This is a genomic window from Nocardioides fonticola, from assembly GCF_039536805.1.
Taxonomy (GTDB): Bacteria; Actinomycetota; Actinomycetes; order Propionibacteriales; family Nocardioidaceae; genus Nocardioides; species Nocardioides fonticola.
In genome coordinates this window covers 59,478-85,577 of record NZ_BAAAZH010000031.1, presented here as the reverse complement: position 1 = coordinate 85,577, position 26,100 = coordinate 59,478, and the positions used below count along the sequence as shown (strand labels likewise).

Annotated in this window: 25 protein-coding genes and 1 pseudogene; 20 read left to right on the top strand and 6 right to left on the bottom strand. The window is 68.4% G+C overall.

Annotated features, from left to right (window positions below; translation table 11 throughout):
• Positions 1-158 precede the first annotated feature (158 nt).
• The 9 genes and pseudogenes from ABD671_RS19450 (at position 159) to ABD671_RS19410 (ending at position 9,651) form a co-directional block, all read left to right on the top strand.
• A pseudogene (locus tag ABD671_RS19450) lies at positions 159-1,468 on the top strand (ISL3 family transposase).
• Positions 1,469-1,691: 223 nt separating this feature from the next.
• Positions 1,692-2,597 (top strand): hypothetical protein, encoded by a 906-nt coding sequence (locus ABD671_RS19445; RefSeq protein ID WP_344735124.1) that lies wholly within the window; start codon positions 1,692-1,694, stop codon positions 2,595-2,597.
• A 90-nt stretch (positions 2,598-2,687) separates the two neighbouring features.
• Positions 2,688-2,948 (top strand): hypothetical protein, encoded by a 261-nt coding sequence (locus ABD671_RS19440; protein WP_344735123.1) that lies wholly within the window; start codon positions 2,688-2,690, stop codon positions 2,946-2,948.
• Positions 2,945-3,886, top strand: a complete 942-nt coding sequence (locus ABD671_RS19435) for a hypothetical protein (protein ID WP_344735122.1) — start codon at positions 2,945-2,947, stop codon at positions 3,884-3,886. Before ABD671_RS19440 ends, ABD671_RS19435 begins: the two co-directional genes overlap by 4 nt.
• Before the next feature lie 20 nt (positions 3,887-3,906).
• On the top strand, positions 3,907-4,242 hold the full coding sequence (locus ABD671_RS19430) for a hypothetical protein (protein WP_344735121.1): 336 nt from the start codon (positions 3,907-3,909) through the stop codon (positions 4,240-4,242).
• A 1-nt stretch (position 4,243) separates the two neighbouring features.
• Positions 4,244-5,113, top strand: a complete 870-nt coding sequence (locus tag ABD671_RS19425) for a hypothetical protein (protein ID WP_344735120.1) — start codon at positions 4,244-4,246, stop codon at positions 5,111-5,113.
• Positions 5,113-6,513, top strand: a complete 1,401-nt coding sequence (locus tag ABD671_RS19420; RefSeq protein ID WP_344735119.1) for a TrbL/VirB6 family protein — start codon at positions 5,113-5,115, stop codon at positions 6,511-6,513. Before ABD671_RS19425 ends, ABD671_RS19420 begins: the two co-directional genes overlap by 1 nt.
• Complete coding sequence (locus ABD671_RS19415) at positions 6,510-8,045, top strand: SCO6880 family protein (RefSeq protein WP_344735118.1); 1,536 nt, start codon at positions 6,510-6,512, stop codon at positions 8,043-8,045. The genes ABD671_RS19420 and ABD671_RS19415 overlap by 4 nt, the downstream gene beginning before the upstream one ends.
• Positions 8,046-8,136: 91 nt before the next feature.
• Entirely contained in the window at positions 8,137-9,651 is a 1,515-nt protein-coding gene (locus tag ABD671_RS19410) for an ATP-binding protein (RefSeq protein WP_344735117.1), read from the top strand.
• A gap of 164 nt (positions 9,652-9,815) precedes the next feature.
• Here ABD671_RS19410 and ABD671_RS19405 read toward each other — a convergent pair whose 3' ends face one another.
• The 6 genes from ABD671_RS19405 to ABD671_RS19380 all read right to left on the bottom strand — a co-directional run bounded on the left by ABD671_RS19405 (position 9,816) and on the right by ABD671_RS19380 (position 15,300).
• On the bottom strand, positions 9,816-10,727 hold the full coding sequence (locus ABD671_RS19405; protein ID WP_344735115.1) for a cation diffusion facilitator family transporter: 912 nt from the start codon (positions 10,725-10,727) through the stop codon (positions 9,816-9,818).
• A 3-nt stretch (positions 10,728-10,730) separates the two neighbouring features.
• Positions 10,731-11,459, bottom strand: a complete 729-nt coding sequence (locus ABD671_RS19400; RefSeq protein WP_344735113.1) for a cation diffusion facilitator family transporter — start codon at positions 11,457-11,459, stop codon at positions 10,731-10,733.
• Positions 11,460-11,490: 31 nt separating this feature from the next.
• Positions 11,491-11,862, bottom strand: coding sequence for an ArsR/SmtB family transcription factor (locus ABD671_RS19395; protein WP_344735161.1), 372 nt, complete (start codon positions 11,860-11,862; stop codon positions 11,491-11,493).
• Between the two features lie 129 nt (positions 11,863-11,991).
• The gene (locus ABD671_RS19390) at positions 11,992-13,824 is read right to left on the bottom strand and encodes a hypothetical protein (RefSeq protein WP_344735112.1); all 1,833 of its coding nucleotides are present in this window, start codon (positions 13,822-13,824) and stop codon (positions 11,992-11,994) included.
• A 50-nt stretch (positions 13,825-13,874) separates the two neighbouring features.
• Positions 13,875-14,228: a helix-turn-helix domain-containing protein gene (locus ABD671_RS19385; protein WP_344735111.1), complete on the bottom strand. Its 354-nt coding sequence runs from the start codon at positions 14,226-14,228 to the stop codon at positions 13,875-13,877.
• Between the two features lie 28 nt (positions 14,229-14,256).
• Entirely contained in the window at positions 14,257-15,300 is a 1,044-nt protein-coding gene (locus ABD671_RS19380) for a tyrosine-type recombinase/integrase (protein WP_425574941.1), read from the bottom strand.
• A 296-nt stretch (positions 15,301-15,596) separates the two neighbouring features.
• Between ABD671_RS19380 and ABD671_RS19375 the strand changes: the two genes are divergently transcribed.
• The 11 genes from ABD671_RS19375 to ABD671_RS19325 all read left to right on the top strand — a co-directional run bounded on the left by ABD671_RS19375 (position 15,597) and on the right by ABD671_RS19325 (position 26,007).
• Positions 15,597-18,317, top strand: coding sequence for an endonuclease/exonuclease/phosphatase family protein (locus tag ABD671_RS19375; protein ID WP_344735109.1), 2,721 nt, complete (start codon positions 15,597-15,599; stop codon positions 18,315-18,317).
• 92 nt (positions 18,318-18,409) lie between these two features.
• The gene (locus ABD671_RS19370) at positions 18,410-18,997 is read left to right on the top strand and encodes an ATP-binding protein (protein WP_344735108.1); all 588 of its coding nucleotides are present in this window, start codon (positions 18,410-18,412) and stop codon (positions 18,995-18,997) included.
• Positions 18,994-19,476 (top strand): hypothetical protein, encoded by a 483-nt coding sequence (locus ABD671_RS19365; protein WP_344735107.1) that lies wholly within the window; start codon positions 18,994-18,996, stop codon positions 19,474-19,476. Before ABD671_RS19370 ends, ABD671_RS19365 begins: the two co-directional genes overlap by 4 nt.
• On the top strand, positions 19,473-20,960 hold the full coding sequence (locus tag ABD671_RS19360) for a type IV secretory system conjugative DNA transfer family protein (protein WP_344735106.1): 1,488 nt from the start codon (positions 19,473-19,475) through the stop codon (positions 20,958-20,960). Before ABD671_RS19365 ends, ABD671_RS19360 begins: the two co-directional genes overlap by 4 nt.
• Positions 20,961-21,030: 70 nt before the next feature.
• Positions 21,031-21,690, top strand: a complete 660-nt coding sequence (locus ABD671_RS19355) for a hypothetical protein (protein ID WP_344735105.1) — start codon at positions 21,031-21,033, stop codon at positions 21,688-21,690.
• A 6-nt stretch (positions 21,691-21,696) separates the two neighbouring features.
• Entirely contained in the window at positions 21,697-22,437 is a 741-nt protein-coding gene (locus tag ABD671_RS19350) for a helix-turn-helix domain-containing protein (protein WP_344735104.1), read from the top strand.
• Between the two features lie 454 nt (positions 22,438-22,891).
• Positions 22,892-23,458, top strand: coding sequence for an RNA polymerase sigma factor (locus tag ABD671_RS19345; protein WP_344735103.1), 567 nt, complete (start codon positions 22,892-22,894; stop codon positions 23,456-23,458).
• Entirely contained in the window at positions 23,455-24,207 is a 753-nt protein-coding gene (locus tag ABD671_RS19340; protein ID WP_344735102.1) for a hypothetical protein, read from the top strand. Before ABD671_RS19345 ends, ABD671_RS19340 begins: the two co-directional genes overlap by 4 nt.
• A gap of 32 nt (positions 24,208-24,239) precedes the next feature.
• A complete protein-coding gene (locus ABD671_RS19335; protein WP_344735101.1) occupies positions 24,240-25,331 on the top strand; it encodes an ImmA/IrrE family metallo-endopeptidase in 1,092 nt (363 codons plus the stop codon).
• A gap of 80 nt (positions 25,332-25,411) precedes the next feature.
• Positions 25,412-25,567: a hypothetical protein gene (locus ABD671_RS19330; RefSeq protein WP_344735100.1), complete on the top strand. Its 156-nt coding sequence runs from the start codon at positions 25,412-25,414 to the stop codon at positions 25,565-25,567.
• A 155-nt stretch (positions 25,568-25,722) separates the two neighbouring features.
• Positions 25,723-26,007, top strand: coding sequence for a hypothetical protein (locus tag ABD671_RS19325; RefSeq protein WP_344735099.1), 285 nt, complete (start codon positions 25,723-25,725; stop codon positions 26,005-26,007).
• Positions 26,008-26,100 lie beyond the last annotated feature (93 nt).

Genomic DNA, 26,100 nt, shown 5'->3' with positions numbered 1-26,100 from the left:
CACGCCAGATTTCGGGGCCACGCAAGCGGCGGAGCTCGAACTTTCTGGCTCTTCTGACTCATCTGTGGGTGCCGGTTCGAGCCTGAGGCACCGCACGCCGTTCCCTGGCTAGGTTTCTGAGCTGTCGAGAAACAGGAACCAGTGCACAGGAGAACGGCGTGGGTGATGTCAGCCTATGGCGGGGTCTGCTCGGGGTCGAGAAGACCGTGATCGAGCGGGTCGAGTTCGACGAGGCCGCGGGCGTGTTGGTGGCGCATGTGCGGCCGGTGGCGCGGCAGCGGGGCCGGTGCGGACGGTGCCGACGTCGCTGTCCGGGCTATGACGCCGGGACAGGACGGCGTCGATGGCGGGCGCTGGACCTGGGCACCACGGTCGCGATGCTGGAGGCCGACTCGCCGCGAGTGAAGTGCGCCGAGCACGGGGTGGTGGTCGCGCAGGTGCCGTGGGCCCGCCACGACGCCGGGCACACCTACGCCTTCGACGACCAGGTCGCCTGGCTGGCCACCCAGGCGTCGAAGTCGACCGCGGTGACGCTAATGCGGGTCGCATGGCGCACGGTCGGGTCGATCATCACCCGGGTCTGGGCCGACATCGACGCCGTCCATGACCGGTTCGAGGGGCTGCGGCGGATCGGGATCGATGAGATTTCCTACAAGAAGGGCCACAAGTACCTGATGGTCGTGGTCGACCACGACACCCGCCGGCTGGTGTGGGCCGCACCCGGACGCAACTCCGCGACGGTCCGGGAGTTCTTCGACCTCCTCGGCGAGGACCGCAGCGCCCAGATCACCCATGTTTCCGCTGACGGGGCGGACTTCATCGATGCGATCGTCGCCGAGCGGTGCCCAGCCGCGGTCCGGGTCGCTGACCCTTTCCACGTGGTGAAGTGGGCCACCGACGCGCTTGATGTCGTGCGCCGCGAGGCATGGAACGACGCCCGCCGCCAGGCCAGGGCTGAGCCGAAGCGACCCCGGGGCCGACCCCGCGCCGACGCGCCACCACGGCCCGGCAGCGAGCGAGCCACGTCGTTGAAGGGCGCGCGGTACTCGCTGTGGAAGAACCCCGAGGACCTCACCGCCAACCAGCAGGCCATGCTCGCCTGGATCGCGGCCACCGACCCGCGCCTGTACCGGGCCTGTACCGGGCCTACCTACTCAAGGAAGGACTCCGGCTGGTGTTCCGGCTACCCCACACCGCGGCCGCCGATGCGCTCGACCGGTGGATCAGCTGGGCCCGACGCAGCCGCATCCCGGCGTTCGTGAAACTCCAGAAGAGCATCGTCAAACACCGCACCAGGATCCTCGCCGCGATCGAGCATCAACTGTCCAACGGGCTGATCGAGTCCACCAACACCAAGATCCGACTCATCACCCGCATGGCCTACGGCTTCCACTCCGCCGACGCCCTCATCGCCCTGGCGATGCTCAACCTCGGCGGCCACCGACCCGCCCTCCCCGACCGTCGATGACCCACACATCAGTCAGGAGCGCCAACTTTCTGAATGATTTTTTTCCGGACGGTTGGTGAGCGGCGGCGCCCGTTCTGACCTGCGGTTTTGCGTTTGGTGAGCGAGTTGGTGAGCGCTCTCTAAGCCCTTGTGGACGGGTGGTGAGGATCTTGGTGAGCGGGGTGGTGAGCGGTCAGTTCTGACATGGGCGCGTCCTGATCGCCTGCCTGCTCGGAGGACCGCCATGTCGGCCAGCACCCTCGCCATCCAAACCACCCCACCCACCACCGCACCCACCGCCCCGGCCACACCTGCCGCCCGCGTCGAGCGGGAGCGCCGACGGGGGCAGGGGGCCCTCGCCACGGCCCTGGCGGCCAGCCTTGACCGCTCAGGCAAGTGGGAGCAATGGCGACAGATCGAGCCACGCCTGGCCGGCTTCGCCGACCTGCAGGAGGCTGTCGCGCGATGGCGACGCCGCGACGATGAGTGCTACGAGATGCTGGCGGGACTGGTCGCGCTCGGATCGCGTCGTGGCGGCGATGACGACGATGCCGCGCTGGCCGTGCTCGTGGTCCTGGCCGACGGAGTGAACCGGGTTGCTGGCCAACTCAGTGACCTGCTGTGCGAGGTCGGCGACGTGCACGCCATGGTGTGGGAAGAGGTCAAGGCGGCCGAGCCCCAGCTGGGCAACCGTGCGGGTCGCTACCTGCTGGACCGCGCCCGGCAGCGGCTGTGCCGTCCGGCTGCCGGTCTGCTCACCCGGGTCGAGACCACCTCGTTGGATGCGTGGCTGGCGGGGGAGGCCGGCGGTGAAGGTGCAGGGACAGGCCTCGAGCGCAGCGTTGAGGACCGCGACCTGACCGTCGCGATTCCGGATGTCGAAGACGCGGTCGAGGACCTGGTCGACCTGCTGGTGTGGGCACGCGAGGTCGGCGTGATCGCGCCCGGCGAGATCGACCTGCTCGTCGAACTGATGGCCGCCGAGCACGAGCTCCTCGCCCGGGGCGAGACCAAGCGGACCCGTGAGGAGGCCCAGCGGATCGTCGGGGAACGTCACGGCGTGACCATGCGGCAGATCCGTCGCCGTCGCGACCAGACCACCGCGCGGCTGCGCGAGGCTGCCCCGCAGTACCTGGAGGCGATCGCCTGACCGGACCGACTCGACCAGGTCCAGGACGAATCTGGAAGAACTTACGGCCCCCGCGTCCGATCCGGACCGGGGGCCGTTGCCTGTCCCGACATGAGCGAGAACGCACACGCCGCGGTCAGGGTCTCCGACCAATCGGGAGGGCCGACCCCTGAGGTTGTCGCGCAACTGCTGGACGTCGTGGCCACGCACAGCGTGGACCACGCGCTGTCCGGCATCGAGGACGTGATCGCGCGACTGCGGGCCGATGCCGAGCACGCTGCCGAGGCACGTGAGGTCATCCGCAACACCCCCGCCTCGGTGCTGCGGGAAGCCATGCGTCTGCGGGCCGCCCGGATCGAGGCCGCCCGATGAGCACCAGCACCACGGCCCGGTTCTCCACCCGCGAACTCCAGGCAGCTGCGGCCGCCCTGGCCGCTGGCCGCTTCGCCAACCCCACGACCGCGCTGACAGGGCCGGCCCCGCTCGCGGCGGAGGACCTCGACGTCGACCTCTCGCATCTCAGGGTCGACCTGGGAACCGGCGGCGCCGGCGAGTCAGTCGGCGTCGCCGCATCGGTGACGCTGCTGGGGGAGGGTGACGTGCCTGGTGGGATCGGGCCGGTGGTGCGCGTACGTGCGGCCAACGCCGGTGCGGGAGCCTCCACGATCACCCTCGCGCTGGCGGATGCAGCCGATGTTGCCGGCGTGCGCGCCCGGATCCTGGATGCGGCAGCCCCGGCGTGGTCCGGGCTGCTGGGTGCGACCGTCACCGAGCTTGGCGCGGCACAGGGGTGGCGCCGCGGCCGCCGTGGCGCCAACGTCCTGATCGACCGTGTCGAGGAGCCGGTGTGGGTGCCGGCCGAAGTGCCCACCCCGCGAACCGTCGACGGCGTCGACCTGACCGTGCTCGACACCGGCTGGAGCCCGCGCGAGCTGGCTGCCGCCCCGCAGGGTGCGTGGGTGGCGTCGGCTCGCGCCGACGTCGAGGTCCTGGTGACCCGACCGTACGAGCTGGCGCTGTCCCAAACCGAGGCGGTACTCCACGAGCTCACTGACCACCTCACCGCCGAACGAGTGGTGGTCGTGGTCGTCGGCGCCAGCCGCTGGAGCGACCGCGAGTTCGCCGGTGCCGGGCGTCTGCTGCGCACCGCCCATGAGCAGGACGCGGTGCTGTTCGCGCCACTCCTGACGGCCAAGGCCCTCCCGGGTCTGGGGCCGGACCCGCTGCCCAAGCAGGTCACGAACCCCTCCCAGCACCTGCTGGAGCGGATCACCACCATCACCGGACCGCTGACGGCGAACCGGACCTGAAAGGAAAGCAGGAGAGACACATGATCGTTCACGCCATCTCCGAGGTCGCCATCACGCTGGTGGCCAACGCGGGGACCAGCATCAAGGCCGAGGGCGTTGCCAACGTGTGCGCCCAGGCGCCCACGGGCGTCGCGCCGTACGTCGCCCAGATCCTCGGCTGGGTCAAGTACGGCGTCATCGCCATCATCATCGGTGCGGGCTTCGCCTCCTCCGGTGCCCTGATCGTCGGCAAGTTCGGACAGATGGGACGCGCGGCGCAGCTCGGCGCCTCGGGTCTGTTCTGGACCGTGATCGGCGCCATCGCGTTCGTCTGCATCTACGCGATCCTCAACGGCATCGTCGGGAACGGCTGCTGAGATGTTCACCCGGACCCGAAACGCGTACCAGACCAAGCTGGTCGACCCGAGCACGGAATGGACCCGGCTTCGGCTCCAGATCCTGCTCGGGTCGGCAGCGGTCGTCGTACTCGCACTGGTCATCGGCGGGGCGTGGTCGGTGATCAACATGCTCACCGGCTCCCAGCCCGACGAGGCCAGCCCCGCCAGTGGGTCCGGTACGGCGACGTCGGCACAAGACCAGCTCGCCAACAAGCAGCTCCCGGCAGCCCCGCTCGAGGCAGCCCAACCGGGCGGCGACCTGTCCACCGGCAAGACCGGCACCCTTCAGATCCCGCCGCCGATGAAGGTCGGCGAGGTCGGCGTCGCGACCGGCTACCCACACACCCCGCAGGGGGCGCTGGCGCAGATGGCCGCGATCGACTCCACAGCTTTGAGTTCGGCCTCGGTGAAGATCGCCCAAGACGTCATCACCAACTGGGCCGCGCCCGGCGGCCCCACACCCGAATCCTGGTCAGGGGTCAAGGGCGTGGCCACCCTGTTGGGTTCGGCGGGACTGTCTGCCGACGCCCAGAACGGCATCACGATCGGTGTCGAACCGAAGATGGGGTTCGTCAAGGGCACCGTGGGCTCCGACTTCGTCGTGCCATGCGTGGACTTCATCATCACCGTGACCCTGCCGGGCGCCCAGTCCCAGCAAGTCGCCGCCGCTGACTGCCAGCGCATGGTCTGGCAGAACGACCCCAACGGCTCCACTGACTCCACCGACTCTGTTGGGGGCCGGTGGGTGATCGGACCCGGTGACGAGCCCGCTGAGGCTCCCTCGCTGTGGCCCGGTTCCCCGGGCTCTTTCGACGCCGGCTACCAGTGGCTGGAGGTGCCGCAGTCATGATGTCTCTGGTCGCAAACATCGTCCCGATGGTCGACCTCAACCCGTTGCACTGGTTGGGCAACAAGGCCAAGGAGACCCTGGCCGACGGGTTCACCTCGATGATGATGGCCATCTGGTCGGGCGCCATGTGGCTGCTGAAGACCGCGTTCAGCCTCATCGACAGCTTCACCCCCAACGTGGCCGACCCCGGCCTGTCGAAGCTCTACTCGGTCACCCTGTGGCTCGCGCTGGCAATCGCGCTGATCGTGGCGTTCGGGCAGATCGGCCTGGCGGTACTGCGCGGTGATGGCCGCGGGTTCGGCACCCTCGCTGCGGGTCTAGTGCAGTACGGCGTCGTCCTGTGCTGCTGGATCGGCGTGTGCGGCGGCCTCATCGCAGCCGCCTCGGGCCTGACCAAGGGCCTGTTGAACAGTCTGCTGGGTGTCGACTCCTTCTCCGGCTACGCGGCCGGCGACGGGTTCGTCGACACCGTCTCGGGAACGACGCAGGCCGCCACCTTGGGCATCTGTGCCCTGTTCATCTTGATCCCCGCGGCCTTCGGGCACATGGTGATCATGATGGTCCGCTCCGCGGCCCTGCTGATCCTGACCGCGACGATGCCGTTGACCGCGGCCGGTGCACTCTCGGAGGGCACCAAGTCGTGGATGTGGAAGAGCATCCGCTGGTTTCTGGCCTGCGTGCTGATGGAGCCGCTCCTGGCTCTCGTGGTGGGCATGGGTACCCAGTTCGCGTGGGCCGGGATGCCCGACGGCCAAGGAAACCAGGGGTCGCAGAACTCGGCCGAGCAGCTGCTGCACGTCTCGGACACGTCCTCGAACATCGGCATGTCGGTGGTCGGATCGATCATCATGCTGGTCGCGTGCTTCATGCCGATGGTGCTGTTCCGGCTCCTCGCGTTCGTCGACCCCGGCACCGCCTCCGGAGCCTCGTTCCGGTCGACCATGAACGCCAACGGCGGCGTCTCCGGGCTGTTGAAGGGCAAGGGCTCGACCGGCGGATCCACCGGGTCGGAGGCAGCCACCGAGACCGGGTCTGACGGTCGGACCAGCTCGGAGAACGGAGCCGAGGCCGAGACGGCCGGCCGGTTCCAGTCCTCAGGCTTGGAGAAGTACGGCGGCAAGGTCGGCGCCGCCGTCGGCGGCGCCATGGACAAGACCGGAAAGGTCGCCGCGGCCGGTGCCTCGATGGGCATCGACGTCCTGGGACAGGCCGGCATCGGCAACCAGGGCTACTACGACACCAGCCACAGCCCCCGACAGGCGAAGGACAAGCACGGAAAGGCGCAGCGCATGCAGCCCCTCAACGACACCAACCACGACGGCGTCGCCAACGACAACCCGCCCCCGAAGGTCTCCCCGGCCGAAGCGGTCGGTCCTGAAGACGCGGTGTTCCTCGCATGAGCGTCTACGGAGCATCCGCAACCCGTGACCGGCAGGCCTGGCTCTTCGGGCTGACCGGACCCCAGTTCGTCCTGGTCCTCGCCGCCGGGTTCCCCACCTGGATGGCGATCGCCATGCAGAAGTGGCTGCCGCTGCTGGTCCTGCTGCCCGCATGGGGCGTGGTGGGGCTGCTGGTCTGCCTGCCCATCCGCGGCCACTCGGCCTTCCAGTGGATCGGGGTCGTGTTCCGGCACATGGCCGGGATCGCGTTCGGCTGGTCGAGGTTCCAGTCCAAGGCTGCCGCCGGTGACCTCGACCTCGGCAACGCCGATGACCCCGAGGACGACGGCGAGGCGGGGGAGGCGGACCTGCCCGGCATCCTCGCCGGGATCCAGATCCACGACGGCCCGCCGATGAGCGGACAGACCGCCCGCCCGGCGATCATCCAGAACCACGCCGCCCGCACATGGGCCGCAACCGCCCGGATCATCCACCCCGGGATCGGGATGAGCGATGAGGCCGACCGGTTCCGGATGGGCGCCGGCCTGACCGAGATGATGGAGGCCGCGACCGCTGGCAACCAGATCGACCTGGTCGTGGTGCAGGTACGCACGATCCCCGATGACGGCACGGAGCGTGCTGAATGGGTGCGCACCAACGCACGGCCCGACGAACCGCGTGTATCGGCGAGCGTCAACGCCCAGCTCGATGCGATGACCGCCGGAGCCGCGGTACGCCACGAGGCGTTTGTGACCGTCGTGGTGCGTGAGGACGTCATCAACAAGGACGCCAAGCGCGCCGGCCGTGGTGTGCTCGGCCGAGCACGCATCCTCTACTCGGTCCTCGCCGAGGTTGAGGCACGGCTGACCGGCTCGATCGGCTGTACGCGCGTGAACTGGCTCGACACCTCCGAGCTCGCCATGGCCATCCGCACCGGCTTCGAGCCCGGTGACCTGCCGGCGTTGGCCGACGCGGAGATCCACCACCGCGACGACCCCTCGATCGCCGCCGGCGTCCCGGTCGCGGCTGCGGGGCCGACCAACGCCACCACGGCGATGCGGTCTTACCGGCACGGGGAGTGGGAGTCGGTCTCCTCGACGATTCTGCTTCCTCGCAAGGGCGCGCGCATGGGTGCGTTGGCGCGGGTTCTGGTGCCCTCCCAGCCCGGGGAGCGACGCGCCCTGACCGTGTTCTACCGGCCGGTCTCCCAGCAGGCCGCCGATCGGTCCACCGGCACCGCCCAGATGTCAGCGGTCATGGCCGGCACGCTGCGCGAGAAGGTCGGCCGTGTGGAACGGGCCAAGGACCGCCAGTCGGTCGGCAAGCTCCACGAGCGCGACGAGAAGCTCGAGCGCGGCCGGTCCCTGGTCAAGGTCGCGTCCGCGGTCTCGATCACCGTCCCTGCCGGCTGGAACGTCCAGGACTTCGGCCGCCGCCTAGATGCCTCCATCCGCATCAGCGGTTTCACCCCACTCCCGCTCGACGGGGCCCACGACGCAGCATTCGCGGTGTCGGCGATCCCGTTGGGGGCAGGCCTGCCGAAGAAGCGATGACCCAAGACCGGCGCCTTCAACACCGCACCGGCCGGGAACAGCCCGGCCACTAGATGTCCGATCTGGTGGCCGGGCTGTTGCCTGTCCCGACATGACCAAGAGCGGTACGAAGGCGCGGTCGACCTCGCGCACCATCGACGACCTGCTGGCCGACTTCGGGACCACAATGCCCCGCAAGACCGCGCCACCACCGGCGCCTCCGGCCGAGAAGCTGTTCCCGAACTCGATCAAGGCCCACGGCGTACGACGCCCAGGGCACGGGTGGGCGCCAACCATGCCGCCGCTGGCCGGGTACCAGATGACCTCCGAAGAGACCCCTGTGTTGTGGCCGCTGATCTCCGGCGACGGCCTGCCGCCGTGGGGTGCGGAGATGGGCTACGACGTCCTCTCGGGCGGCAAGTTCTACTGCGACCCGATGAGCTGGGTCCTCGACGACACAATCCCGGTGACCAACCCGAACATCTTCATCTTCGGCAAGCCCGGCCGCGGCAAGTCGGCGACCGTGAAGGCGTTCATGCTCCGCATGATCCGCTACGGCTACCGCTCGCTGGTCCTGGGTGATGTGAAGGACGAGTACGAGGACATCTCGAAGTTCCTCGGCGTCGATCCCTTCCGGATCGGGCCCGGGCTGCCCGGGCGAATCAACCCGCTCGACCTCGGCGCCCTCGGCGTCGACTGGGAGAAGCAGACCGCGGAGGAGCAGGAGAAGCGGGCCACCATCATCTTCAACCGCTGGCTCATGTTGATCCGCGGACTGGTCGGCTCCCAGGGCGTGAGCTTCACCCCGACCGAGGAGACCGTGATCAACGAGGTCCTCCAGGACCTCACGGGCTGGTCGGCAGGAGCTTCACGCCTCAAGCCCGTCACGATCCCGCAGGTGTGGGCCGCGCTGCACTCACCGAGCAAGGAGCTGGTCAACAACAACCGCTACGAGAACCCACAGGCCTTCTACGACGGCACCCGGCCGCTGCGTGATGCGCTCGGCGCACTGTGCAAGGGGTCGCTGCAGGGCATGTTCGACTCCGAGTCGACCTTCCAGCCAGACTGGCGTGCCCCGATCCAGACGCTGTCGCTGCGCTCCCTGCACGCCACCGGCAACAAGGTCGCCGTCGGGATCGCGCTGATGTGTCTGAACTCGTGGGGGCAGGGAATCCGCGAAGCCGCCGCAGCCGGCGACCGACGGATCGTGCTGCGCGACGAGGCGTGGCTGCAGACCCGGCTCTCCCTCGAAGCGGTCGAGGCGCTGGATGCGAACCTGCGGCTCTCGCGCACCGAGGGCGACATCCAGATCGTGACCTATCACAAGCCGTCGGATCCGCTCTCGGCCGGCGACCAGGGCAGCCAGGCCGCCCAGATCGCCAAGGACCTGCTCAACCTCTCCGACGTCCGCATCCTCATGGGCCAAGACGAGTCCGTCGCCGACGAGCTCGGCCGGCTGATGGGCCTCTCAGAGATGCAGCAGAACGTGATCACCAACTGGGCCATGCAGGAGAAGGGCCGTGCCCTGTGGATGGTGGGCGACCAGCGGTACAAGGTCCAGACGCTGCTGACGCCCCTGGAACGGCGCCTGACCTATACCAACGAGGCGATCGACCCGGCAGGTTAGAAGTTCGCATGAAAATTGACGGTTTCGACGCGAACCTGAGTGCCGACGGCGCTCAGAGCGTACGTGGGTGCTTAGGTTCGGGGAACCTGGTGTCGTGGGTGGCTGACGCGGGCCGCGCTCGTTGGGGTCGGCTCATAGCGAGGGCCTTCTGGGAGCCGGGCTGCTCACCACGTGACCTCTTGGCACTGCTTGGTTGGGGTGGCTTCGACCTGCAGGGTCGCGTGCTCGATCCGGTGTCGGGTCGCCAGGACCGACTGCGCGTTGGTCAGCACGGCGTGGGCGTTCGCTGCGTCGTCCACGACGAGGTGGGCGGTGGCGACATTCATGCCGGAGGTCAGCGTCCAGACGTGCAGGTCGTGAACGCTGCCGACTCCGGGGACGGCGTCGAGGTCGGCGATGAGCTGCTCCATCTCGACATCGTGGGGAACGTGCTGTCCGAGGACCGAGAGGACCTGCCTGCCGAGCACGACGGCACGGACGGCGACGAACACGCCGATCGCAACCGCGACGGCGGTGTCCCACCACGACTGGCCGGTCCAGATGACGAGCAGCCCCGCGGCGATGACACCGACGCTGCCGGCGGCGTCGGCCACCACTTCGAAGTAGGCGCCCTTGACGTTGAGGGACTCGGTGGAGCCCTGACGCAGGAGCAGCATCGACACGATGTTCACCCCCAGGCCGATGAGGCCTACTACCAGCATCGTCCCGGTCTGGACTTCTGGATCCTCCCCGATCCGCCCGATCGCCTCGGCCACCACGTACACCGCCACACCGAGCATGATCAGCACGGTGAGACCGGACGCGAATACCTCGGCCCGGTAGGACCCGTAGGTCCGCCGGCCCGTGGTGTCGGGTCGGGTGGCGATCTTGGTGGCCACCAGTGCTGCCCCGAGTGCGACAACGTCGGCTGTCATGTGGCCGGCGTCGGAGATCAGCGCCAGCGAGTTGGCCAGCAATCCGAAGACCAGTTCGACGACCAGGAACGCGGCGACCAGGGCGAAGGTGACCGCCAGCCGCCAGCGGTAGCGTCCGGCCGCGGTCGCCGAGGGGGCTCCGTGCCCGTGTCCGGCACCCATCAGTCAGACACCTGCCCGGTCGGCCGGGACATCGCTGTGGCGTGGGGGATCACTTGGGCCGCAGCAGTCAGACGAGCAGGCTTCCTCCGGGGTCGCGGCGGTGGCAGGGCTGTCGATCAAGGCGGGGGCGCAGGCGCAGCCGTCGCCGCGCCAGGCCTCGAGTCCTTCGCGAATCGCGACGGCGGCGATGACCAGGCCGGCGATCGGGTCTGCCCAGGACCAGCCCAGGGTGGCGTTGAGGATCAGGCCGACCAGAAGGACAGCGGACAGGTAGGTGCAGAGCAGGGTCTGGGTGGAGTCGGCGACCACGGCGTTGGAGCCGAGGCTCCTGCCGGTGCGGCGCTGGGCCCAGGACAGGAACGGCATGATCAGCAGCGAGGCCGCCGCCAGCCCGATGCCGACCGGGGAGGGATCGGGGTCGTGCCCGGTGGCCAGGGCGCGTACGGATTCGAAGGTGACGTAGGCGGCGAGCGCGAAGAACGACAGTGCCATCAGCCGCAGCGCGCGACGTTCGCGGGATTCGGGCAGTGGGTGGCGGAACTGCCACAGGATGATCAGTCCGCTGCTGACCTCGACGATGGAGTCCAGGCCGAACCCGACCAAGGCGATCGACCCGGCGACCAGTCCGGCGGTGATCGCGATGACGGCCTCGATCACGTTGTAGGAGACCGAAGCGGCCGCGAGCAGCTGGGCACGGCGGCCAAGCTGCTGGCGCCGGGCCGGGTCCTCCACGTAGGTGGCGGCGTGTGTGTGGGCGGTCATCTCAGGCGGTTCCTTCGCCGTAGTTGGGGCACAACACCACGGCGTCGCCGGTGGCTGCAAGAAGTTCCTCTGCCGCGGCGAACACCTTCAGCACCGCCTCGGGGTGGGTCAGCGAGAACACCGACGCTCGACCTGCCGGGCGCGAGTCCACGAGTCCACAGTCGCGCAGGCAGGCCAGGTGCTTGGACACCGTGGACTGGGCCAGTCCCAGATGCGCGGTCAACTCGGCCACATTGTGCTCACCGAGCAGCAGGTGCCGCAGGATCGCCACCCGCGACGGGTCGCTCATTCCGCGGAACAGACAGGCCGCTGCCCGGCCGGCCGCTGCCTCGTCGAGGCCATTGGTGTGCGTGTCCACCGGCTTCGCTTTCATCGCCATATAGCGATGTTAACGCCAGTCGTGCCGCGGATGTCAACTCGCTCGACGCGACCGCTACGGCGCCTGGGCTGGCTCCTGGTTGTCCACCTGTCCTGGAGGTCGCTCGTGTGCGTTGAAGACGTCTTAGGTCTGAGTGACCCGTTCGCCTTCGATGGTGAGGTCGGGATGCTCGACGGTTTTCAGGTAGCGGGTGGCGCCTTCGACGCTGAGGCCGAACAGGTCGCAGATGCGGCGGATGTCGCCGCCGGTGGCGTGGATTTCGTGCAGGATGCGGTCTTCGCGCAGCGCTTGGGGTCGGAGGGTGATGCCGCGCCAGGGGAAGCTGTGGCCGACGGGCACCAGCCTTGGTGCGGTGCGTCTGCTGACCAGCAGGTGGGGGTTGATGCAGCCCGGCCAGCGACGCTGGCGGTGGTCGAGCCAGGCCGCGAGTCGGGTCCGGACTGGCGCGGCCAAGGGAATCTCACGTTCGCCGATCGTGAGCCGGCCGTCGACGATGTCGGTCAGCAGGACTGCTCGCAGCTGCTTTCCGGTCAGGGCGTGGAAGGCGACGAGTGCGACGGCGAGTGCGACCACCGGGTCGGGGTGGTTGAGCTCGGCGCGGATCACGGCGGGGTCCAGCGCGAGCGGGATGGTGCCCGCGAGCGGCGTGTGCTTCATGCCGCGCATGGGGTTGGCGAAGATCAGGCGCCGGCCCTTGAGGGTCTTGAACAGCGACCTCAGCGCGAGCTCGGCAGCGTGCCGTCGTCCCGGGGCCAGTGGCTCCAGGGCGTGCTCGATGTCGCTGCGGGTGACCTGGGCGAAGGACTGGTAGCCGGCCTCGACCCACGCGTCGACGACGGTGACCAAGCCCATGATCTGGATCCGGGCGGTCTGGGGGTCGCGGGGTACTTGTCGGGGTGCGAGTCGGGAGCCGTCGAGCATGACCTGCAGCCACAACTCCAGGTGCTCGCGCATCAGCGGCGGCAGGCCGGCGGTCCTGGCGGCGAAGTAGACCTCGACCCGGCTGGGGCGGTCCTCGATGAGCAGCTCGGCTTCGGCGAGCACGTCGATGGTCGAGACGATGTTGCCGTCGTAGCGAGGCAGCTGCATGACGTCGCTGGCGCGGATCTTCGCGGCCGGGGTCTCGCGCAGGGTCTGCAGCAGCCGCAGCGAGCGGGTCACGTCGTTGCGTTGCCGCACCGACCAGCCGTAGCGCTCGGCATGCTCGTCGACGATCGCGGCGCAGAAGCGAGTCAGCTCGCTGTCCTCGAGCAGGACACGTCGGCGGACGGCCTCGGGGTCGGGGCCCATGTCGAACAGGGCCAGTTGCACCGATGCCTCGTCTTCGAATCTGGTTCCGGCGGGATAGGGCAGCTGGTTCTTGTAGCGGCTCTTCCACGGCTCGGTGCCGGCTCGAACGCTCGCCGTGCTCGCCTTGCGGGCACGCGGTCCAGGTCGAAGGTTGGGCTCGGGCCCCAGGCGTGGGGTGATGCGCTTCTTGAACAGCATGTTGGCCAAGAACAGCTGCTGGCTGTGCCGGTTGGCCCCTGCGTAGTCGAGCGCCCGGCCGGGTTCCTGGGTCATCTGGGCCTGCTCGACGCACAGCCGACAAGCCCCGGAGTTCCCGATCCGCGCGGTTCGTGCGCAGAAGTCGCACACTCCTTCGGGGTAGTGGGTGCGCCACCATCGGCACGGCCAGCAGGTCCAGTTGTAGCGCGGGTAGACGCCCCAGGCCATGCAGCCCTTGCAGGCCCCGGGCCGTTGCGGGCTGCGGGGATGGCACAGGATGCAGAGCCCCTGGCTGAAGTAGTTCTTCGCCGTCCCGCACCAGCGGCAGGACGGAGAGGGGAACGGGCCACCGGGCAGGCACTGGTAGCAGAAGTCGACCCGGGGACTGGTCCACGCGACCGGGTTGGCCTGGCAACTGTTGCACCGCGGCGGCAGCCGCAACGGCGCGTCAGGTCCCGGCGCCGGCATGCAGTCCTCGTCGCATCTGTGGTCGACGTCGTCGGTATCACAGAGAGCGTCTACAGCGGCGGTGTCGACCGTGGCTTGCCGAACCGCGGGCTCACCGCCGGACCGGTCCCGCCACCGTTTGGTTTGTCATCGCCGTTCCCGTTCCCGTTGACTGTGTCGGCGTCGCGGACGCGGCGGGCGGCGACCCTGTCGGGCTCGGGGGTCATCAGGTCATTCGGGGTGCACTCGAGCACCGTGCACAGCACGTCGAGCTCCTCCAGGCGCATCGTCGGCGGGGTGCCTGCCCACCACGACGACATCTTCCCGGCGCTGATCTCCAGGCCGGCGTCGGCCAGCATCCGGCGCAGCTGCGCGGACTTCCATATCCCTCGCTCGGCGGCCCGAAGCCGCAGGCTCCACTGCATCTTGATCCTCTCCTTCGGTCGTCGGGATTCAATCGGCCTGGAGTCGCAGACGGGCCTCGACACGATCGTTGGCGCTGTTCCACGCGTGCACGATGTGCTCGCTACGTACGTGGATGTAGCCCGAGGTGGTGGCCAACCACTCGTGGCCCAGCAGCTCCTGGATCGCCTTGATGTCCATGCCGACGGCGTACAGCGACGAGGCGCAGTAGTGCCTCAGGACGTGGGGCGTCATCCGGTCCGACCATGCCGGCAGCCACTGGTCGACGTGGATGGCCAGGCCACGGCGCAACGCGTTCGTGCCCACGCGACCGCACCGGTCCAAGTCCCGGTCGAACCGCTCGGAGGGAAGCATCGGCGCGTCCGGGTTGTCCCAGTCCGTGCCGTACTGGTGCCGGACCTCGGCCAGCCACCAGTCGATCAGCTGGTCGGCGCCGTTGATCGCTGGTATCAGCCGTGGCTTGTGCCCGCGTCCGCGGCTGCCCTTGCCGAAGCGGACGTGGATCTTGCCGAACTCGCCCAGGTCGGGACGCCAATCGCGAATGTCGAGCATGGCGGTCTCGTTGATCCGCAGCCCGAGCCGGCGCCACAGCGAGGCCGCGAAGTAGTCGCGGGCCGCGGGCAGGTACTTGCGGGCCTGCGGGATCGAGCCACGCCAGGCGGTGAACAGCGAGTCGATCTCCTCATCCGACGGCGGGACCCGGACCTTGGCCAGCGAGGCACCGGACTGGCGGTTGAACTCATCGATCGGCTGCTCGACGAGCACGCCGGTCGCACGGCGGATCGTGCCCTCGTAACGGGCGATCACGAACTCGTAGAACAGCGACATGGTGCCGGCCTTGCCCGCCCTCGTGGCGACGCTGTGCCCCAGCCGGCGCTGCTCGGCCATGAACGCGTCCGCGTCCGCACAGGTCGCCTCCCACAACGGCTTCGTCAGCGACCGGGCGAACTCGATCACCACCGCACGGGTTTGGCGGATGTGCCCATCACTCAGGCCCGCTGCCGACATCGCCAGTGCGTACTGGTCGACGATCTCCTGCTCGAAGTCCTCGGCCGCCTGCGCACTCGACAACACCAGATCCCCGGTGCCGCCACCCGGAAGCGCCACCAGACCCATCAGTCACCGACTTCAAAGGAGCCGACCATGCGTCGATGCTACACCGAAAGCGTCAGCCTGAGTGAAGATCTATCACTTCACACCCGAGCGGGCGAGGAACTGACGTCACCTGCACAAACACGATTCGAGGCCGCAAATGCCGCGGATCGAACCTGAGTGCCTAGAGACAAACTCATGAATGTTCGCGAGATTGCTGACGGTACTGACGCGAACCAGAGCACCCACGGTGCCCCGAGCATGGGGAGCTGGGAGAGGTGAAGAAGGTCGCGCTCGGGCTGCCGCTGCTGCTAATGGCGCCCCTGATGCTGCTGTTCCTCGGCATGGGCAACGCCAACATTGCCGCGGTTCAGGCTGCCTGCGGCACCGCAGCGACGAGCCCAGGCGGCATGTTCGGGATCGGCACCCTCAACTGGCGCGGCGCCTCGCACTACAAGTCCAACCCGCATCCGGGCGAGCAGCCCTACGCCGTTCGGGTGCCGAACATGGTGGCCAAGATCGGTGCCTCGGGGGCCAGCATCATCGGCTTCCAGGAGTTCGAGTCGGTGCAGGCGCAGGCGTTCTTGAACGCCACCCACGGTGCGTGGGCGATCGTGAAGGGCCACGCCCACGGCAAGCCGGCGACCGCCGATTCGATCGCCTACCAGCCGGGCGTGTGGACCGTAGCCGAGGTCCGCTACGTCGCGATCAAGTACGGCGGCCCGACGGTCCAGATCCCGCTGGTGCGGTTCACCTCGACCAAGGGCCTCGGCTCGATCTGGGTGCTCAACACCCACAACCCCGCCGACGTGGTCAACGGCAACGACGCCATGCGCGACGACGCCGTCCGAGCCGAAGCGAACGCGCTGCGACAGCTGCAGACCAGCGAGCCGACCACGCCTCTGTTCTTGACCGGCGACATGAACGACAAGGCCCGGTTCAAGAACCTCTTCCTCACCACCGCGGGGAGTGGCTGGAGCAGCGCGAACACCGACGACAACCAGATCGACTGGATCATGGGCTCGCCGACGGTCACCTTCTCCGGCACCGTGGTCGACCAGTCCACTAAGGACAACGCCCACGACTACACCGACCATCCGTTCGTCTACACCAGCGCACAGCTCACCAACGGCCCGAGCGCAGGAGACACCGCCGCCAGCACCGGTCAGGCAGGGACCGGGAACGACCTCGGGGTGATGCCGACCAGCATCAACGCCACACCTGGCGGCCGGGTGAACGGCAACATCCTGATCGCCAACGCGAACATCAAGCTCCGCAGCGGCTTCACCCCGGGCGTGCGTGCGCTCGCGGCCCCGGCCCCTGACTTCATCACTCTCAACGAGGTCGGCGACGTACCGATCGCGCAGATGCAAGCCGACGCCCCCGGGTACGGGGCCTACCGCGACCCGACGCCCGTCCGAGCCGCGGACGGCGGAGCCCGATCGCTCGACAACGCCATCATGTGGCGCACCGACACGTGGAAGATGCTCGCCGGCGGCCGCGTGCGCATCGTTCAAGACGACCACGTCATCTTCCACGGCTCCAACAAGAACTGGGGCCGCTGGGCGATCTGGGGAGTCTTCCAACGCACCGACGGTGCCGTGGTCTCCGTCATCTCCTCCCACCAGATGACCAACCCCTTCCGCTACCCCAACTCCCAGTGGGGTGACCAGCCGTTCACGCGCGCCACCCAGTACGGGCAAGGAATGGACTACCTGGTCCAGCTGGCTGCCAAGCTCGCTGCCTACGGACCGGTCTTCCTCGGCGGCGACATGAACTCCCACCCCGGGGACGGCCCCGAGTCGGCCGCGGCCAAGATGCAGGCCGCCGGGTTCAGCCACACCAAGGACTCCGGGGTGATCTACAACTTCTACGCCGCTCCGGTGAGCATCGAGAAGACCTGGGAGATCAGCAAGGCGGCCGTCCACTCCGATCATCCAGCCCTGTTCACGCGCATGGCGATGAACGGTGCCGGACCTGGCGGTCCGACATCGGTCACCAGCGGTGCCGGTGTGGAGAACATCGACACTGGGACCACCTGCCCTCCGTGCCCCAGCACGTACGGCGATGCCGGCTCAGTGGTCTTGCAGAACGTCGCGGCCACCGACAGCAGCAGCGGCGCGCAGGTAGCCGCGAAGGCGGCCTACCAAGCCGGGTTCCGAGGCGAGGACCTGGTGACCGCGGTGGCAATCGCGCACGTGGAGTCGAGCTGGAACCCGAACGCCAGTAACGGCACCCACTTCGGGCTGTGGCAGATGGCGGCCAGCCACCAGGGGCTGGTGCCGGGCTGGAACCAGCCGGGCGACATCTTCGACCCGCTGCTCAACGCCCGTTACGCCTTCGCTCTCTACTCCGGGCGACTCGGGTCCGGGGAAGCGAAGTTCGCCGACTGGCTCCCCTTCGAGCACGCCGACTACCACCAGTACCTCGACCAGGCCCGCCAAGCGGTCGCCGCCGCAGTCGGCACCGGCGCGCTGACACCGGTCGCCGACACCGGGGCTAGTTGCGCGGCCTCGGCGATCACCGTTGCCGGCGACCTCTCAGCCGCCCTGTCGGCACGGATCAACGCGATGCAGCACACCCCAGGCGGCCTGTGCGGACTGTCGTGGACCCACGGCGCACCCTGCACCTACTCCGGGCAATGCCCGAAGGTCGTCGACGCCCTGTACGGCGGACCGGGGGTCGGCCGTGGCTACGGCAACGGCCAAGACGTCGCCCAAGGCATCATCAACGCTGGCCTCGCCCAGGCCCACGGCACCGGCCTCGACCCGCTCCCACCCGTCGGGGCGGTGGTGTCCTACAACCGCGGCGATGGAGTCGGCCATGTCGCGATCTACGTCGGGAACGGCAAGATCTTCGGCAACGATTTCGGCTGCTCGGCCAACGGCGTCTACGGCTGTGTCGGGTTCGCCGACGTCCACACACCGTCCGGATCGGTGACCTGGGCGCTTCCCAAGGCTGGCTTCGACCTCGGCGGCATGCCCGCCGCAGTCGCCTAACTCGGGGCCATATCGTCGTGACCGGCCGGCCGCGCGTAATCTGTTGCCGCAGTGGTGTCCGATCCGCGGCAGGTTGCGTTGCCTGTCCCGACATGGACGTACGCATCGGCGCGACCGTGGATGGCCAGCCCGCCGGGTTCGACACGAACAGCACCCGGCCTCTGCTACTGATCGGCGGCGTCGGCCGCGGAAAGACCACTCTCGCCCGCTACCTGACGCGCTGGTGGCTGGCCGACACCGCGCGGCACGCCCATGTTTTTGCCCAGGGGCCTACGGAGTGGTCCGACCTGGTCGAGGACCCGGAGTACCCCGACAACCTCACACGGCCACTCGGCGGTGCCTGCCGACGCGGCACCTGTCTGGTCGTGGTCGACGACATCGACCTCAAGGACGACGGCTGGCTCAACCTGCTGCCGTTGGGAACCGCCCGCGTCATCCTCACCTCCTACGGAGGCAACCGGCTGATCGAGCGGCCACTGCTTGAAGGCGACATCACCTGCTTGGGGCTGATCCGCCCCGAGCACGCCGACGCGGTGGAGACGGCAGCTCTCGACGGGCAGGGTCGGCTGGACTGGCCGCTCGGCACCGTGCCGGTCGTACCCGATGCGCGGGGTCCGATGGACCGGCCGTGTCACCGCTGGCAGGCACCGGCTCGTAGTCCGATGGCGGTGTCGCGATGAGCATGGAGCGGTCCCGTCGCGCCCGATTCGCCAACACCGCACCCTCGACGGGCGAGTTCGCGATCGGGTTCGTTCTCGTTGGCGTCTTCGTCTTCCTCATCACGCCTCTAGCGGTCCAAGGGCTCGTCGGATGGGCGACCTCAGGTAGTTTCGCGTGGCCCAACGGCCATCTCGCGAGTGCCTACGGCGGTCTTCTGCGCGGCCGCTTCGGCGCCGGCCTAACGGATGTTGTCGCTGCCGGGTTGCCGGGCAATGCGGTGATGTGGGTGCTCGCCGTGATCGGGGAGGTCCTCGCGATCGGCGCCACCGTCGTGGTCGCGATGTGGATGCGCGACGTCATCGGCGCCAACTCGCGCCACGGACTGGCCACCGCCACGCAGGCCGCTGAGGCCCTCGGCCTGACACCTCTGCGCAAGCGGGCCGACCAGATCCGACCCGATCTCTATGCCCGCACCAACCGGAACGGACTTTTGCGATGAGCCTTGGTCTGAAGCACGTAAACCCCACTGACGTCGGCTGGCGGCTCGGCCGCGCCGGACGCCGAGGCCCCGAACTGTGGGTGCCGTTCGACCGCACCACCTGCGTCTTTGGCCCGCAGGGCTCCGGCAAGACCCTCGACCTGCTGGTACCCGCGCTGCTGGATGCGCCGGGCGGCGCGTTGGTGACCCTGACCAAACCGGAGGATCTGTTCCTCACCCTCGAGGCCCGTCAGCAGGTCGGGCCGGTCGCGGTGCTCGATCCGTTCGGGCTCGCCCCCGGGGTGCCCGAGCTGGTGGTGGACGTGATCGCCGGGTGCGAGAACGCCATGTTCGCCGAGCGGCAGGCCAAGGCCTTCGCGGCCGGGACGATCAAGGGCGCCACCGCTCAGTCCTCTGACCAGGCGGCCCGGTTCTACGCCGGGGAGTGCGCGAAGGTGCTGCAGGCCTACTTCCACGCCGCCGCGATCGCCGGCCGCGACCTCGAGGAGGTGCTGTTGTGGGTCTCCAGCCCGCGCGAGTACCCCCAAGCCGAGGAGATCCTGCGCACCCACCCGGCAGCCGAGCCGCTGTGGGACGGCCTGCTCCGCGGCGCTCTGTACGGCGACGAACGGACCGCGGGCAACACGATCACCACGGTGCAGCAGGCGATGGCGCTGTTCTTCCAGCGCTCCATCCGCGAACGGTGCGTGCCCACCCCGGCACGGCCCGCGACCAACCTCGAAGACCTGATCCGCTCCGGCGGCACGATCTACCTGCTGGGTCGCGAGGACCCCTACGCCAGCGCCTCACCGCTGATGACCGCAGTCACCGAGCAGATCCTCGACACAGCCCGGCGGCTTGGGGAGACCTCCGAGGTCGGTCGGTTGTGCCCGCCGTTCCTGGCCTGTCTCGACGAGCTGCCCTCGACCGCCCCGATCCCGACTCTGTCGACCAGGCTGGCCAACGAGCGAGCCCTCGGCCTGTCCTTCATCTTGGCCGCGCAGACGTGGCGGCAGTTCGTGGTCTGCTACGGCGAGGACGAGGCCCGCACCATCTACGGGTTGTCGAACAACCTGGTCGTCTTCGGTGGCGGCAAGGACATTCGGTTCTATCAAGAGCTCTCCGACCTGATCGGGTCGACCACCCACACCGAGACCCGCTACTCCTCGCGGGGCCACGAGTTGTTCGGCGTCATGGACCGCTCCTATGACCAGCGCCGGGTTCCGATCCTGGAGCCAGCCGAGCTGCGGCGCATCGAGCCCCGCAAGGCGCTGGTGCTCTCGGAGATGTACGACCCGATCATCGCGAACCTGCACCGTTGCATCGACGGCAAGCGCGGCAAGGAGCTCTTGGCCGCCCAGAGGCGCGCACGCCTCGACGCCCGCGGACAAGACCGCGCCACCGCGCAGCCCGGACATCTGATCGAGACCATCGACCCGGTCGAGCCGCTGTCCGTGACGGAGACCGTCGCGCGGACTCGGGCGCGACTCGGGATGCCGAAGTAGAAGGCGGGAGCCACCGGTGAATACAACGCATCCTTCGCGGATCGCCAGCCGTGCCGCGGCGGCCGGCGGCGTGACGTCGAGCAGCAACGCGATGATGCCGCTGGTCGGGCTGATGGTAAGCCCGTTCCCCGAGCCTGGTCCGACTATCCGCACCGCGATGGAGCAGCTCCAGCAGGCCAGCGTCGAGCCGCCGGCCGATGAGGAAGCGCTACGCGAGCTCGCGCAGATGCCGCGCCCGTGGGACCCGGGCACCTGCACGGGTCTGATGCGCGCCGAGCTGTGGGCATGGTTGGACCTGGTCGCGATGTGGGTCAACGAGCAGCATCTGTGGAACGTGACTCGTCCCGGCATCCCGGAGTGCTGGCCCGCGCATCCACACCTGGTGCACGACCTCGCGGTACTTGCGTGCACTCGCTACTACACCTCGTTCGCGATCAACCCCGCCGCGCTGGAGGACTGGCACCGCTACGGCCTGCCTGGGTTCCTCGAGCGACTCAGGGACCGTCTCGGCGACGCCTGCCAACCCGGCAAGCACCAGCCACGCCCGCGCCGCGAGCGCGACGAGGCGCACGCGGCCAACTCGGTGCGCCGGGGTCGCCGACAGCGGTACCGCGACGACGTGGAGCGGGCGGGCGAACTGCCCGTGCTTAGCCAGCCTTCCGAACACGTCACGCAAGGGAAGCCCACGCCCGGCGAGCACGAGCCCGACGGCTCTCACGAGAGGTGGTGATGACCGATGGTCACACCTGACAACAGTCGACGGTTCCGGCTCGTCGACGTCGACCGCGACGATTTCGACCACGCCCCGACAGACGCACTCGACGAGGCCACTGATGACGGGCTGAGCGTCCGGCAGGCGGCCGCGTTTGCAGCCCTGGTCGCCGAAGACAACCAGGCGGCCCTCAGCTACACGCTGGAGCAGATGAGTGCCGATCAGTTGAGATCTCTCGCATTGGCCCTGGCCACGCAGGTCAACGCGGTCGGGACCGCCAACGGCGAGGTCGCCGACGTCGGTCCCGACGGCCTGTGCGCCATCGCAGTCGCCTCGGCTGCGCAGGCATTCGGGACCACCAGAGACGCCGTCCTCAGCACGGACCGGCACCGTGCCGTCACCGATGCGCGCGCGGTGGCCATGACCGCCGCGCGCCGCGGTGGCCTCACCCTGCCCGCCATTGGGGCCTTCTTCAACAAGGACCACACGACGGTCATGTACAGCCTGACGAAGGTCGCGAACAACCCCCGCTTGGAAGCGGCCTGCAACCGGATCGTCGACCAGCTCGACGAGCACTACGTCAAGGCGACCAGCGTCCCGAACGAGGACCCGGCAGCTACCGCAACGTCTGAAGCCGCGGCCGCGGCTTCCGGGCGGTCCAGCCCCCTGCAGCTCGCCGCGATCGAGCAGGCACGCACCGACACCGCACGCCGGCGTCACGACCAGGACACCCAGCGCGTCGCGGTCGCCGGACCGAGCCGGTAGGCCTGGACCGGCCATGTTGAACCGCGATCAGCAGAGGCTGCTCGGTGCCGCCGGATCAGGATTGGCAGCATCGGCCCTGCTCGATGAGATGACCGTGCGGACCACACCCTCGAAGGTGGATGCTCGGAACCTCAGCCCAGTGGTTCCGAGATGGTGGTCCTCCACGATGGCCAGGACCGCGCCGGACCACGCGCGGCAGTTTCGAAGGTGGACGTCGGTGAACACCGGGCGTAGAACTCTGACTCCTGTACGTGGTTGTCGACAGTGGTGACTCACCATCGCTTGAAGCCGCGTTCTCGAGCGGCTGTGCGCCCAGCTCGGGGTAGTAGTTGAGCTGGTGTGCTGTCCTCCGCTAACGATCCGTCGGCCCCTCTCGTCTACCTTCTAGAAACCGGACCGGCATGCGCGGTCCACGGGGGAGGTGGAGATGGAACCGCAAGATCAAGCGGCTTCTATGCCAGGTGTCGAGCCTGCTGATCTCGATATCGGAGCGGTCTACCTCCAGCACGGGGATGCCATGTGGGGCATGGCCCTGAGCATGCTGCGCGGCGACGAGGAGCGGGCGAAGGACATCGTTCAAGCGGTCATGCTGACAATCGTGGCCAAGAAGCCGACTGGCGTCCGCAACTGGGAGGCCTTCCTCGTTCACGCGGTGAAGATGAAGATCTACGACCTCTGGAAGTCGTCGGCGCACCAGCATGAGCGTCTCCGCCTGGAGGAAGCCACACCGCTCGAGGGTGAACGTCTCGGTGGTGATGATCTCGCTCTAGATCCGTTGGTCGTGTTTGAGGAGGCTGAGGCTCGCATCGCGACCGTCACTGAGGTGCGTGAGGCTCTTGCCGAGCTACGGACTACCCACCCCGTCGAGCACGACGTGCTGATGAAGGCGAAGAGTGAGGGTCAGACATCAAAGGAGATCGCCGCAGAGATGGGGGTCTCGGACTCGCGAGTACGGCAGCACCTGATGGCTGCTCGATCCGAACTGAGCAAGATCCTGGACGCCCGAGGAGGTGAGCGATGAACGAGAACGAATTCAATGACCCGAAGCGGCCCGCAGTGGAGCCCCAGAAGGAGCGGAAGGCGGGGATTGGGCTGCGCTGGAGCCGTAGCCCGGCCGAGCAGTTGGAAAGCACCCTGGAGCGCCTGATGGAGATGCCGCCAGGACCGGAGAGAGAGCAGATGTTGGCGTCGTTGGCGCCGTACCAGCGTGAAGCCATTTCGAAGATGATCGAGCTCGACGACCTGGTGTGGGCGGCCATCCACGGTGCACCGCCCCTGCAGGAGGACCCGGTCGCCGCAGCGCTCGGCCTCGTACCTGACGCAACCTTCCGCCTCGACTCGACGGCCTTCACTCAGTTGTGCTCGCGCCAAGGCGTGAAGCCGACAGCTTTGGCGGCGCGACTCAGGGAGCGGGGCTGGAAGGTCGACGCCGCTGACGTCTTCCGTTGGCGGACCAGCGTGGCATCCGACGTGTCTCCGGCACTCATCCGGGCAATCGGCGAGGAGCTGGGCGTCAGCCCCGACGACCTGGTCGGCGCACCGGCGGCTCAGCCGGCGGCGCTGGACGTGGTAGCCGAACGAGTGACAGCGACCAAGCGATTCACCGACCTGGTGCAGCGGTTCGCGCTGGCGCAACGGATCTCGCCGAGCATGGCGAACACGATGCTGCGCACGCGAATGCTGGCCACTGTGCACCGCGGCGAAAAGCCCGGGGCCGAGCAGATGCTCGATTCGCTTGAGACCCTCGTCCGGACTCTCGAGTCGGACTGAGCAGCCGCACCGGTACGGAAGGGCGATCCAGCTTGAAGACGATCGAGGACTGTGTCGCAGCTGCGCTCGCCGGCATGGCTCCGGATGCGCAGGCACGGTTCGCGGTCGACCCGCTGGCCACGATGCGTACGGACCTCGGGCTCAAGGTGACCGGAGCTGATCACCTGACCGAGAAGCGGTCCGACGGCGGTGCGTGCGACGGCCTCTCGTTCCTCAAGGACGGGGTTATCCTCTACGCGCCGACCGACAACTCTCGGCGGGAGAACTTCACGTTGGCTCACGAGCTTGGGCACTGGCTAGTGGAGCAGGTGCCTGAGATCTTCGACTGGCTCTTCGAGCAGCCAGCACCCGAGAGGGCGCTGGAGACGTTGTGTGACCAGATCGCACAGCGTCTCCTGCTCGCCGAGTCGTCAGTCTCCGCCATCGTGGGCAGCGGCCCGATCCGGGCGCGACATGTCGTCGACCTCTACAACGCGACCCAGGCAAGTATCCCTGCCTGCGCGATCGCGCTGGCCACGCGCCTGCCCGGTCTGGGCACCATCATCGTCGTCGACACCACGACGACCTTCGGCGAGGCAGAAAACCGCGCCGTTGTGCGCTACGCCAGCGTCCGGCCCGACCCACACAAGGGGTGGCCGAAGGTCTACCCATGGCCGGGCCAGACCCTGCCAACGGGCCACCCACTGCAACACCTGTTCTCGTCCGCGCAGACCGGCCCGCAGCAGACAGCGGGCGTCGAGATCGAGCCGAGGGCACTCCAGCAACGGTCTTTCTGGGCGACGCCGTGGGGCGAGCGGGCCACCTTCTACCTCGACGCCGTCGCGGTCTCGGCACGTCGGGTCATCGGCGTGCTCGCCGACACCGACCTGTGGGGAGTCGAGCGATTCCACCCGACAGAGCGCCGTGACTTCGACCAGCGCCCTGAGCAGGAGATCACCTGCTGCGGCCAGATCCGCAAGGTTCGTGGCTACCCGTGCGAGCGTTGCGGGCAGATCCACTGCCCGGTGTGCGGGAAGTGCCGCTGCGAGCGCCGCGACGACGAGCTCGTCATGTGCGAGGGCGGGTGCTACCTGAAGTTCAAGCCGCACCTGCTGGTCAACGGCCGCTGCGAGGACTGCCGCTAACACCTCCCAGCCCCGTCTCGACTACCTAGTGAGAGGACGTCGGGATGGTCCGGGGCTCTCGGGGAGGAGGTGAATGGGCAGTGGCAAAGAACACCGGCAAGGGCCACCGCATCGGTGCGGTCAAGGGCCGCAGCGAGTTCAAGGTCAACGGCACGTGGTTCAAGCGTGACACCAAGACCGGCCGCATCCTCGACGGCAGCCCGAACCAGCACAAGGGCGTCCGCAACGAGAAGTGACCGCGCGGGGTGCCCGATCTCTACTCGGGCACCCCGCCGGATCCCCGGTCACCCGGACAGGTGTCTTCGCAGGACCACTTTGCAGCAGCACCCGCACGTTCCTGTGCGCTCCGTGTACAGGAACTCCCGCCTCGACACATGCCTCAGGAGGAGACATGAACGGCAACACGGCAAACAACGGCCACGACAACGGCTACGAGAACAACGGGCACCACGGTCGTCGGGTGACCATCACCATCGACGGTGTGTCCTTCACCACCGCGAAGGACCATGAGCAGGCCTCGGCCCTGCTTTGGATGGCCGGTGTCGACCCGGCGCAGTACGACCTTGCGATGGTCAAGCAGCACGGTCAGACCGAGGTCTTCGGTGACGACAAGGTCATCAACCTCAAGAACGGCGACGCGTTCGTCACCGTACGTCAGAGCGCTCAGGTCGCCTGATGAGCGCCGGGCCTTCCCCTGCTGACGGGGTCGAACGGTTCCTCGCCGACCTCGAGGAGGAAGGCCTTCGGCCGGCCCGTTGCGGCAACGCGA